The organism is Streptomyces sp. (assembly GCF_036524955.1).
In the GTDB taxonomy this organism is placed as follows: Bacteria; Actinomycetota; Actinomycetes; order Streptomycetales; family Streptomycetaceae; genus Actinacidiphila.
Map to the genome: position 1 here is coordinate 23,205 of NZ_DATDBG010000061.1, position 11,506 is coordinate 34,710.

Below are 11,506 nucleotides of genomic sequence, written 5' to 3' on the forward strand. Positions count from 1 at the left end.
GCCGCGCCCCACAGGGAGGTAGCGTTCGGGGAGCGGCGCGAGCCGCAGGCCCTGTTCGTACCTCTGGGAGGCTCATCATGGCAACCACCCGCACCGCGACGACTCAGTGGAAGGGTCCGCTGATCGGCGGCGCCGGTACCGTCTCGCTGGACACCTCGGGCGTCGGCTCGTACGAGGTGTCCTGGCCGTCGCGGGCCGAGGCCGCGAACGGCAAGACCAGTCCCGAGGAGCTGATCGCAGCGGCTCACTCGTCGTGCTACTCGATGGCGCTGTCGCACGGGCTGGCGGGCGCGGGCACCCCGCCCGAGACCGTCCAGACACAGGCGAACGTGACGTTCCAGCCCGGCGAGGGCATCACCGGCATCGCACTGTCGGTCAAGGCCCGTGTCCCGGGCATCTCGGCCGAGGACTTCCAGGCCGCCGCCGCCGACGCCAAGGCCAACTGCCCGGTCAGCAAGGCGCTGGCGGGCGTGACGATCACGCTCGAGGCCGAGCTCCTCGACTGAGCGGGCGGCTTCAGCGGCGGGTGACGTGGACCTTCCACTCACCCGCCGCTGTACGTCCCAGTACCCGGAAGGTGACGCCGGAGGACGGGTCGGTGTGGCTCTGGCCGACGCCGAAGGGCGCGTCGTTGAGGGAGTTGAAGGCGCTGCTGCTGAAGTCGCAGGCCGAGGTGCGCGGATGGGCGTCGGTGACGGTCACCGGGCCCTGTCCGGAGTCGACGTCGGTCCGCACCCGGTACGCCAGAACGCCGGCCCGGCAGGCGTCGCGGTCGTTGCCGAGCGGCTCACGCGCCTCCAGCACGTAGGCGCGGGTGGGACCGTACGGGATGATCACGGCCTTGCGTCCGCCGTCCGTCTCCACCGGACGCAGGGTGTACGTGTGCTCGCCGCGGGTCGCGGCGCAGGCGATCTGGCCGTCGGTGAGCCAGCCGAGCCGCCACTTGTGCCAGGCGAGCAGGTCGCCCTGCATGCCCCAGTCCAGGGACATCGTGTCCCACTGCCCGGCGAGGATGTCGGTGCGGCGGAAGTCGTCGGCCGCGTAGAGGTCGGGGAGTCCGAAGACGTGGCCGTTCTCGTGGCTGAGGACGCGGGAGCCCGACTGGTCGTGGCCGTAGATGAGGGAGACCTTGTCGAGGCGGGTGCCGTCGTCGGTGGTGGCGGCGGTGGCGCCGGTCCAGGTGACGGAGAGTACCGCCTCGTCGGCGGGCGGGCCGGCGTTCGGGGTGACCAGGACGTTGACCAGGTCGTAGCCGCGGAAGTCGATACCGTGGTCGGCGACCTTGAGCAGGTCGCGCATCATCGCGGTGTGCGCGTCCCATCCGTAGCCGCGGCCTATCCCGTAGGCGGTGAAAGGCCGCGGCATGCGTATGTAGCGCAGCACCGGCGTGGACACGTACCGCAGCTTCGCGTAGGAGGCGCGGGCGTACCACTGCTCCACGGCAGGGAAGAACTCGCCGTAGCGCTCGCGGGCGGCGGCCGGAGCCGGGGCGTCGGGGAAGTCGACGAGGAGGGTGAGGGCGTGGACCGTGCCGGTGGACGGGGCGAACTCGGTGCCGGGGCGGTCGGGGAAGCCCTCGGACATGGCCACGCCGGGGGTGGCGCGCAGCGCGCAGGGGCGGGCCGCGGGCGGCGGGGGCGCGTTCGGGGCCGCGGCGCGGTGGTCCGCCGAGACCGTGGAGCCGACGGTGAGCAGCCCGACCGCGCCCAGCACGGCGGCCCGCAGCCCGGCCCGGACCCTCAGGGTCCGCCCGGCCCCGGGCAACGGCACACCGCCACGGCGGGTCCGCGACATCACGCCCTAGCCCCGCCGGTCGAGGCCGGAACCGCCGTCGGGGGCGCGCTCGGTGACCCTGACCGTCCAGGTGCCGTCGGAGGCCCGCCCGGTGACGGTGACCCGGGTGGAGCCGTCGGGGGTGGCGTAGGACTCGCCCACGTCCAGCGGCGCGTCGGCCAGCGGCGGGTAGACGGAGGTGGCGGCGCAGGCGGAGGTCCCGGGGTGACCGTCGATCACGTCGATGGGCCCGTCCCCCGAGTCGCGGTCGGACCGCACCTCGTACACCAGCACGCCTTCACGGCAGGTGGCGGCGTCGTTGCCGGTCGCGGTGCGCGCCTCGACGGCCAGCGCCCGGTTCACACCGGTCCGCACCACCAGCAGCTTGGTGCCGCCGCGGACCTCGTCGGGGCTCAGGTCGTGGTAGGTGGTGCCGGTCCGCGCGATGCATGAGGTCTGGTCCTGGCCGAGCCAGCCCAGCTTCCACTTGTGCCAGGCGAACGGCTCTGGTGCCAGGCCGAACTGACTGCCCATCAGGTCCCAGTCGCCGACGTGGGTGTCCCAGTCGGCGGCGCTGCCCTCGGGCGGCCGGTAGTACAGATCGGGCAGGTCGAAGACGTGGCCGGTCTCGTGGGCGAGGACGTTGCGGTCCGGCGGGTGCCGTTCGAAGACGGTGACCAGGCGGCGCAGCGAGGTGCCGTCCACGGTGATGGGCAGGGCGAGGTTGATCACCTTGGTGGCGTCGGAGTTCACGCCGGGCGCGCCGGGGTCGGCGACCAGGTACACCACGTCGTAGCCGCGGAAGTCGACGGCCGGGTCGGCGGCGCGGATCGCGTCGTGCAGGTAGGCGGTGCGGTCGGCGGGGTCCCAGTCGCGGTCGATGAGGTAGTCGGTCGACGGGCGCGGCATCCGCAGCCAGCGTGTCACGGAGTGGACGTGCAGCCGGAAGGTCCCGTACGAGGCCCGCTCGAAGAAACGGGCGGTGGCCGGGAAGTGATCGGCGGCCACTTCCCGGGGCGTCAGCTCGGGTTCGGCGTCCAGGAAGGAGAGGAAGACCATCAGCGCTCGGACATCGCCGAGCGGGCGGGCGTATCCGCCCTCCCAGCCGTCCAGGCCCTCGGAGTGGTGGGCGTCGGTACGCGGCAGGACGCAGGCGCTGCCGACCGCGGCGTGCGCGGCGGGCCCGGTCATCAGGGTCCACGCGACGAGGCCGGCGAAACCGGCGACCGCGGCGGCGGCGGACCGGAGGGCGCGCCGGGCGGGGGGCGACGTGCGGGTGCGGACCGGTATGCGCGGGCGGGCCGGTATGCGCGGGCGGGCCGGCCTGCGGGCCGCGCTCCGGGGGACGCCTGACGAATCGTCCGGCGAGAAGCCGGACGGCATGCCTGACCGCCGCACATGGACCTCCGGGGGGATTCGAGCCCGTTCGGAACACCAGTGCCACATTGCTATGAATTGCGGCAGTATGCGGTATCCGGCTGCTCCGTGCGGGTGCCTCTCACGGCGCGTCGCGCACGGCGCGCGGGCGCCGGACACCCGCACACCCCTATGCGACTACCCTCCGTAATGATGTGCGGAAGGCGATCAGTTGCTCGAACCAAACGCGCGGAAACCGCCACTCCGTCAGTACGCGTGCCACGAATCACCACGGCGGCACTGGATCGCCAACTCCGCCAGCCCATATGATCGCGTGCGAGACGAACGCGAACAGGGAGCGGGCAATGGGCGGACCCTCGGGCGGCCCTGGCGTCGAACCCGACAGCACGGCACACGTCATCACGCAGAGTCATCCCCCTGCCGCGCGCTCGCGGGAGGCCGAGTTGCGCGACTACCGGGCCGCCTTCGCGATCGCACGCTCGGCGATGGCGCTGCTCAGCGAGGACGGCACGGTGCTCGCCGCCAACGGCGCACTGGCCGTACTGCTCGGCACTTCACCCGAACGGATGACCGCGGACGGCGCCGACACGCTGCTCGGTCTGGCCGGCGACCCGCACGTGCACGCCGCCTTCCACGACGTCCTCACCGGCCGCCGCGGCCAACTGCGCTGTACCCGGCAGATCGCCCGCCCGGACGGCAGCAGCCTGCGCGCGGAGATCACCCTGTCGCGTACGGACACCCGCCCGCTGCTGCTGACCGTCGAGGACGCCGGCGAACGCCACGCACTGCGCGAGAAGGTGCGGCACCTGCGGATGCACGACCCGGTGACCCGACTGCCCAACCGCGCGCTCTTCTTCGAACGGCTCGCCGCCGCCTGCGAACCGGCGCCCGCGCACGGTACCGGGGACGACTCCGGGCCCGGCCCCGTGCTCGGCGCCGGGCACGGGACCGGGCGGATCGGCCTGTGCTACCTGGACCTCGACGGGTTCAAGGCGGTCAACGACACCCTCGGCCACCGCGTCGGCGACGAACTGCTCGCCGCGGTGGCACGGCGGCTGCTGGCCTGCGCCGAACCCGGCGGACACCTCGCCGCGCGGCTCGGCGGCGACGAGTTCGCCCTGCTGCTCCAGGACTCCACCGGCACCGGGCAGGCGACCGCGCTCGCGGAGTCCGTCCTGGCCGCGCTCCAGCAGCCGTTCGACGTCGCCGGGCACCGGCTCGCGGTCTCGGCCAGCATCGGCGTGGTGGAACGCGAGGCGGCCGGCACCACGGCCACCGGCCTGATGCAGGCCGCCGACACCACGCTGTACTGGGCGAAGGCCGACGGCAAGGCGCGCTGGACGCTCTTCGACCCGGAGCGCAACGAGCACCGGATGACCCGCCAGGAGCTGTCCCGTACGCTCCGGCAGGCCGTCGAGCGCGGCGAGTTCGTGCTCGACTACCAGCCGCTGGTCGCCCTCGACACCGGCGAGCTGCGCGGCGTCGAGGCCCTGGTGCGCTGGGAGCACCCGCACTTCGGGCGGCTCGCCCCGAATCGTTTCATCGGTCTCGCGGAGGAGGACGGCTCCATCGTCCAGCTCGGCCGCTGGGTGCTCGCCGAGTCCTGCCGGCAGGCCCGGGCCTGGCAGCGGGCCCACCCCGACGCGCCGCTGGTCGTCAGCGTCAACGTGGCCGTACGCCAGGTCTGGGACTCCGACCTGGTCGCCGACGTCGCCGCGATCCTCGCCGAGACCGGGCTGCCGCCGCGGCTGCTGCAACTGGAACTGACCGAGTCCGCGGTCATGGGCTCGGCCGGACGGCCCCTCCAGTCGCTGCACGCCCTGCACGAGATGGGCGTACGGATCGCCATCGACGACTTCGGCACCGGTTACTCCAACCTCGCCTACATGAGCCGCCTGCCGGTGTCCGCCCTCAAACTCGACGGCTCCTTCGTCCAGGGCTTCCGCTCGGCCGAACACCCCAACCCGGCGGACGAGACGATCGTCGAAGCGCTGGTGGACCTCGCCCACCGGCTCGGCCTGACCGTGACCGCGGAGTGCGTGGAGAACGCGGAACAGGCGGAACGGCTGCGGCGGATCGGCTGCGACACCGGGCAGGGGTGGCACTACTCCCGGCCGGTGACGGCGGAGGTGATCTCCGGGCTGCTCGCGTGAGCGGACCCGCGTCCTCGCGGGAGTGAGGACGCGGACCCGCCCGGGTGAGTGGTTCCGTTCACGCCCGGACCCGGGCCGGGCTCGTCGGCGTGACACGCCCGGAACCCCGTCGGCGGCCGGGCATCGGTCGTCAGCCGGCGACCGTGATGTCCTCGACGGCCTTGGGGAAGTCGTACGCGTCGGCGATGAGATCGTAACTGTGCAGCCGCGCCGCGGGCGTGTGCGCGTTCGCGGTGATCACCAGCTCGTCCGCCCCGGTACGGGCGACCAGCGCGTCCAGTCGGCCGCGTACCGTCTCCGGGTCGCCGTGGATCACGTTCGCCAGCCAGGAGTCGATGAACTCCCGCTCCACCGGACTGAACGGGTACGCCGCGGCCTCCTCGGGCGTCGGGACCAGCCCGGGGTGACCGGTGCGCAGCCGCAGCATGCCCAGCGCGCCGGTCATCACCTGGCGGCGGGCCTCCTCGGGCTCGTCGGCGGCCAGGGCGGACACACCGATCGACGCGTAGGGGCGGTCCAGGATCTCCGAGGGGCGGAAGGACTCGCGGTAGAGGGCGAGCGCGGGCATGGTGTTGGCGGCCGAGAAGTGGTGCGCGAAGGAGAAGGGCAGGCCGAGCGCGCCGGCCAGCCGGGCACTGAACCCGGAGGAGCCCAGCAGCCAGATGCTCGGCCGGGCCGGCGACTGCACGCCACCGGGAGAGGTGCCCTGCACCGGGCCGGGGATGGCGTGGATGCGGGAGTAGGGGTGGGCGTCGGGGAAGTCGTCGTCCAGGAAACGGGTCAGCTCGGCGAGCTGCCGCGGGAATTCGTCGGCGCCCTCGTTGAGGGAGTCGGAACGGCGCAGCGCCGCCGCGGTCGCGCCGTCGGTGCCCGGCGCGCGCCCGAGGCCCAGGTCGATCCGGCCGGGGGCCAGCGCCTCCAGGGTGCCGAACTGTTCGGCGATCACCAGCGGCGCGTGGTTGGGCAGCATCACGCCACCGGAGCCGAGCCGCAGCGTGCGGGTGTGGGCGGCGAGGTGGGCGAGGATCACCGCCGGCGAGGAACTGGCCACACCGGGCATCGAGTGGTGCTCGGCCACCCACATCCGGTGGTATCCCCGGGTCTCGGCGGTCCTGGCGATCTCGACGCTGGCCCGCAGCGCGTCGGTGGCGGTCAGCCCGCTGCCGACGGTGGCCAGGTCGAGTACGGACAGCGGTACGGACGCGGTGCCGCGGACCGTGCCGTGGATGCCGTTCCCGGCGCTGCCGCTGCCCTGTCGTTGATCACCCACGGCGGGCGCCTCCCTTGGTCGTCTGGAGCGTCGTACGAAGCCTGGATTCCGCGGGCGCGGAGCCCGCCGCAACCCTAACCGGAGACCACATCCGGTTATTCCCCTCGTTCAATCTCTCCCGCCATCGAATAGATAATGCTTTTGGCATATGCCAGAGAAGCGCCTTCCTGCGTATACGCCTGAAGAAGCGCCTATTACGCGTCAACCGCCTCTACCGCAAACCCTATTGGGGCTATCGTGGAGACCGGCCGAACCGCGGGCCGTTCCCCCCTTTTCGGGGGTACGGTTCACCACCAGCGGCGACAGCCGGAACGCAGACGGTCACACCTTGCAGGGGGCCACCGTGGCGCTAGATCACCGCCGGATCGGGCCGGTGTACGCGGTCCAGTACGCACTGCGCGTGCTGGAATCCGTCGACGCGCACCGGCACGGCGTCACCGCCGAACAGCTCGCCAGGGAGATCGGGGTTCCCCTGGGCTATCTGACACAGGTGCTGGCGATGCTGCGCCGCGAGCGCTATCTCGGATTCCTGCCCGGCGGCGGATATGTGATCGGTGAGTCCACGGTGCTGCTCGGCGCCGCGGCCCGGGATGTCGCACTGGCCGAGAAGCTCAAGGCGATCTTGACCGGGCTGCGGGACGAGGTCGGCGCCGCCGTCTACTTCAGCCGTTACGACGACGGCGAGGTGCGGATCATCGACTTCGCCGACGGCCCCGACGCGCCCAAGGTCAACGAGTGGGTGGACTTCCGGTCCGCCGCCCACGCCAGCGCGGTCGGCAAGTGCCTGCTCGCGCAGCTCGACCACAAGGGCCGGATGGAGCACCTCTCCCGCCACCGCCCGGCCCGCTTCACCTCCCGCACCGAGGTCAACGACCGCGTCCTGCTCACCAAGCTGGAACGCCAGCCCGCCAGCGTCCCCACTCTTGACCTCCAGGAGTACGCGGTCGGCACGGTCTGCGCGGCGATCCCGGTCACGATAGGCAAAAGAGCGGCCTGCCTCGCCCTGTCCATGCCGTCCGCCCGCGCGCACCGCCTGCGCCCGGCGGTCGACACGCTCAACGAGCGGGCGGCGCCGGTCCTGCTGTCGATGAGCATCTGACCCGCCTGCGCGTGCCGGTACGCGGACACGCGGACCGTACGACGAAGGCCCTCCGCTTCCCGCGGAGGGCCTTCTCGCTGTGCGCCGCCAGGGACTCGAACCCCGGACCCGCTGATTAAGAGTCAGCTGCTCTAACCAACTGAGCTAGCGGCGCCCGCAGGACAACTATACGTGATCTGCGGGGTGCTCATGACCACGCTCATGACCCCGCCCGTGACCCTGCCCGTGGCCCTGCCCGTGACCCTGCCCGTGACCCTGCCCGCGGCACCGCTCACGGCCGCCGCGGCCAGTGGCCCGGGCGGGCCAGGGACGCCGGGACACGCGTACGGGCGTCGCCGCGGGCCGCGCTGAGCTGGGCGGGGGTGAGGAAGAGGGCGCCGGTGAGGTCGGCGCCGCGCAGATCGGCGTCCCGCAGGTCGGCACCGAGCAGGTCGGCCAGGCGCAGATCCGCCTCCCGCAGGTCGGCGCCGATCAGGTACGCGCCTCTGAGGTCGGCGCCGCGCAGATCGGCCCCGCGCAGGCGGGCCCCGATCAGGTCGGCGTTGCGGTGGTTCCTCCGGCGCCCGGGGAGTCGGGACCGTACGGCCGCGCTGGCCCGCAGCAGCAGCTCGCCGGCGGCGGCCCGCTCGGCGGCCGGGTCCGCTTCGGCCAGTTCGGCGGGGGTGCCGCGGGTGAGGGACTCGACGCGGGTCGCTGCCTGCTCGATCTCGCGGTGCGTCGCGGCGGCGGCCGGGAGGGTCAGCGCCTCGGTGAGGTACCAGAGCAGTTCGTGGAGCTGCCGCATCACGGGCAGCGCCGCGAACATCGCCCGGCCGCCGTCGTCCGCACCGCGCCAGTCCCGGCCGCCGAAGGTGACCTGGGAGAGCTTCTGCCCGGCGCCGAAGCAGTCGTAGACCGTGCAGCCGGGGTACCCGCGGTCGCGCAGCCGGTCGTGGATGCCGCAGGCGTGGTCGTCGCCGAGGTGGCGGCAGGGGGCGCCGGCCTTCTTGTCCTCGGCGAAGTCGGCGGACCGGGTGAAGGCCAGGGCGACGCAGCACAGCCCGAAGCAGTCACCGCACTCGGCCCGCAGCCCGGCCCGGGCCTTCGCCACATCCACGTGTCCGTACCCCCTGGTGCCGTCCCCGGTCGGGGCCCCGGACCGCCTCTCGCTCGGCGCCCCGGCCCCGGGCGGACCGCCGTCCGGTCCCCGCCCGCGGTCCATGGTGCCGTATCGAAGGACCCGGTCACGGTGCCTCCCCCCGCGCCGGCGTGCGGTTGCGCCGCCCGCGGAATGTGGCAACGCTGGTGTCCGGTGGGCGTTTCCGCAGCCGGGAGATAGGTTCACCAGGTGAAGAACGTCTGGCTCAGGCTCCTGCAGCGGCTGGAGAGCGACTACCTGGCTCGTACGGGCCTGTCGCTGCCGCTCGCCGCCATCGCGGTCGTGGTCGCCGCGGATCTGCTGTCCGGACCGGACCACTTCCTCACACCGGGCATCGTGGCCGCCCCCGCGCTCGCCGCGGTCACCGTCAACTGGCAGCGGACCGTGCTCGTCAGCGTGCTCGGCGCGGGGGTGCAGACGGCCCTGGCGCCGTACGACGGGATGATGGCTGTCAACGACCAGGACGTGCTCTTCGGTCAGGCCTTCGCCTACGCCGTGGTCTGCGTCTTCAGTGTCTACATCGCGTGGCGCCGGGAGACCGGCGTCAAGGCCTTCAACGCGATCTCCTCGGTCGCCGAGGCGGCCCAGCACGCGCTGATGCGCCCGCCGGCGCCCCGGGTCGGCGGGCTGCGGCTCGCCGTTCGATACGTGTCCGCGGCGGACGCCGCGCAGATCGGCGGCGACCTGTACGCCGTGCTGGAGACCCCACACGGGGTGCGGGCGCTGATCGGGGATGTGCGCGGCAAAGGGTTGTCCGCCGTGCAGACCTCGGCGGTGGTGCTGGGCGCGTTCCGGGAGGCCGCGTTCGACGAGGGCGGCTTGGAGAAGGTGGCCGCGCGGGTGGACACCAGCGTGCGGCGGCAGGTGCGGACCGGCGACTTCATCACCGCGCTGTTCGCGCAGTTCGACAAGCCGGACAGCGTGGAGCTGCTGCACTACGGGCACGTGGCGCCGCTGCGGGTGTCCCGGGACGGCACGGTGGAGACGCTGGCGCCGGCCGAGCCGTGGGTGCCGCTGGGCCTCGCCGACCTGGTTCCCGGCGGGCCCGCGCCGTGGCGCGTGCCGCTGCTCCCCGGCGACGTGCTCGTGCTGTGCACGGACGGTGTGATCGAGGCCCGCAGCCCCCACGACCGCACCTTCTATCCGCTCGCCGACCGCATCGGGCACCTGATCGCGAGCTCCGGCCACGACCTCGACGCGGCCGTCGAGCGCGTCTACGCGGATCTCCTCAGCCACGCGGGCGGTTCGCTCTCCGACGACGTGGTCCTGCTCCTGGTGGCGCCGATCCAGGCGGCGCTGACGGCCGGTCCGCAGGCCCCGGCGGTGGCCGCGTAGGGTCCTGACCGCGAAGGTGCCCGCGTAGGTCCCCGCGAGGGCACCCCTCGCCCCTTCGCCCAGGGCCTGTCCGGCGGACCGCGGCGGTCAGGGCGGACCGCGGCGGTCCGCCCGCGTCATCGGTGCGGTGCTGCCCCGGCCAACGCCGGGAGGGGGCTCCGGCACGGCGGAGAGTCGTCCGCGGGCCGGCCGCACGCGAGAAAGGGCCGCACGCCGGCGGTTCGGCACCGCGGTGCGGTCGCCCGGCGGTGCCCCCAGGCGAAGCTCCGGGGGAGGTCGCGGCCCGGCAGGTCCGCCGCACACGTCGCGGACGAAGGTCGGGATGGCGTGGCAGGTGGTCTTCCGGCTGATCTCTGCGACCTCGCGCCGTCGGTGGCCGGTGGGACAGGCCCCAGCCCCGTACTTCGCAGGTCGCCGAAAAGGTTCGCCGCGGCAGCCTCCCGGCGTCCGATCTCGACCAGGCCGGACCGGGACGGTAATCACCGCTACGGTTCCGATCGGCGAGCGATCAGCAACGACCACCTGATCTTCACGATCGGGTGACCTGCGAAGTACGGCCCTAGCGGGTCGCGCGTTCCAGGGCGATCAGGACGGACTCGTAGCGCTCCCCCGTCGCGTGTTCCATGCCCAGCTCGCACATGCGGTCGGCGCACAGGTAGGCGTCGTAGGCGCGGGCGGCGACCTCCTCGGCTTCGCGGCGGGTGGCCGCGGCCGTCAGTTCCTCCTGCAGCAGACCGCGGTCGCCGGCGAAGGCGCAGCACTCCGCGTCGTCCGGGGTCACGACGCACCGGGCGCAGGCGCGGGCGACGGTCTCCAGCGCGTCGGCGGCGCCGAGGTGCCGCAGGGAGCAGACGGGGTGCAGGAGGGCGGAGGCGGTTGGGTCGGTGACGGTCAGCCGGGACAGCAGGTGGTCGGCCGCCCAGACCACGGAGTCCACGATGGTCAGCTCGCCGTGGAGTTCGCGGTTGGCGGCGGTGAGATGGGGCACCACGCCACGGGCCAGGCCCAGGGTGCAGGAGGCGGCGTCCACGATCAGCGGGAGCCGGCCGGCGGCGGTCCACACCCAGGCGTGCTCCACGATGCGGTTGGCCATGACGGCGTTGCCCGCGTCGTAGCCCTTGGCGTTCCAGACGGCGGCGCAGCAGGTGCCGGTGACGTCGGGTGGGATCCACACCGGCATTCCGGCGCGGGCGGAGACGGTGACGAGAGCCTGCGGCAGCCAGGCGGGGGCGGTCACGGTCGGTGGCTGCCGCAACGCGGTCCGCCGCCGCGGGGCGGGGCGCTGCGCGGACCGCGGCGGTCCGAAGAGCCGGTTGACGCACGCCGGGTAGTAGACCGCCGCCGCGCCCCGCTGCCGGGTG

8 protein-coding genes, 1 tRNA gene and 1 pseudogene are annotated in these 11,506 nt (G+C 73.3%); 4 read left to right on the forward strand and 6 right to left on the reverse strand.

Annotation, left to right across the window (positions count from 1 at the left end):
• Positions 1-77: 77 nt before the first annotated feature.
• Positions 78-506, forward strand: coding sequence for an OsmC family peroxiredoxin (locus tag VIW71_RS04990; protein WP_331620729.1), 429 nt, complete (start codon positions 78-80; stop codon positions 504-506).
• A 10-nt stretch (positions 507-516) separates the two neighbouring features.
• On the opposite strand, the gene VIW71_RS04995 is transcribed toward VIW71_RS04990, so the two are convergent.
• Positions 517-1,770, reverse strand: a complete 1,254-nt coding sequence (locus VIW71_RS04995; protein ID WP_331620730.1) for a M6 family metalloprotease domain-containing protein — start codon at positions 1,768-1,770, stop codon at positions 517-519.
• Between the two features lie 30 nt (positions 1,771-1,800).
• Complete coding sequence (locus tag VIW71_RS05000; protein ID WP_331620731.1) at positions 1,801-2,964, reverse strand: M6 family metalloprotease domain-containing protein; 1,164 nt, start codon at positions 2,962-2,964, stop codon at positions 1,801-1,803.
• A gap of 530 nt (positions 2,965-3,494) precedes the next feature.
• On the opposite strand from VIW71_RS05000, the gene VIW71_RS05005 reads away from it, so the two are divergent.
• On the forward strand, positions 3,495-5,303 hold the full coding sequence (locus VIW71_RS05005) for a putative bifunctional diguanylate cyclase/phosphodiesterase (protein ID WP_331620732.1): 1,809 nt from the start codon (positions 3,495-3,497) through the stop codon (positions 5,301-5,303).
• Between the two features lie 130 nt (positions 5,304-5,433).
• Here the strand turns inward: VIW71_RS05005 and VIW71_RS05010 are convergent, their stop codons facing one another.
• Positions 5,434-6,573 carry an LLM class flavin-dependent oxidoreductase gene (locus VIW71_RS05010; protein ID WP_331620733.1) on the reverse strand — a complete coding sequence of 380 codons (1,140 nt, stop codon included), beginning with the start codon at positions 6,571-6,573 and terminating at the stop codon, positions 5,434-5,436.
• Positions 6,574-6,916: 343 nt separating this feature from the next.
• Between VIW71_RS05010 and VIW71_RS05015 the strand changes: the two genes are divergently transcribed.
• On the forward strand, positions 6,917-7,672 hold the full coding sequence (locus tag VIW71_RS05015) for an IclR family transcriptional regulator (RefSeq protein ID WP_331620734.1): 756 nt from the start codon (positions 6,917-6,919) through the stop codon (positions 7,670-7,672).
• A gap of 80 nt (positions 7,673-7,752) precedes the next feature.
• On the opposite strand, the gene VIW71_RS05020 is transcribed toward VIW71_RS05015, so the two are convergent.
• A tRNA-Lys gene (locus VIW71_RS05020) sits at positions 7,753-7,826 on the reverse strand.
• A gap of 117 nt (positions 7,827-7,943) precedes the next feature.
• On the reverse strand, positions 7,944-8,768 hold the full coding sequence (locus VIW71_RS05025; RefSeq protein ID WP_331620735.1) for a pentapeptide repeat-containing protein: 825 nt from the start codon (positions 8,766-8,768) through the stop codon (positions 7,944-7,946).
• Between the two features lie 231 nt (positions 8,769-8,999).
• Between VIW71_RS05025 and VIW71_RS05030 the strand changes: the two genes are divergently transcribed.
• Positions 9,000-10,145 (forward strand): PP2C family protein-serine/threonine phosphatase, encoded by a 1,146-nt coding sequence (locus tag VIW71_RS05030; protein WP_331620736.1) that lies wholly within the window; start codon positions 9,000-9,002, stop codon positions 10,143-10,145.
• Positions 10,146-10,704: 559 nt separating this feature from the next.
• On the opposite strand, the pseudogene VIW71_RS05035 reads toward VIW71_RS05030, so the two are convergent.
• A pseudogene (locus VIW71_RS05035) lies at positions 10,705-11,506 on the reverse strand ((Fe-S)-binding protein); the annotation flags it as partial.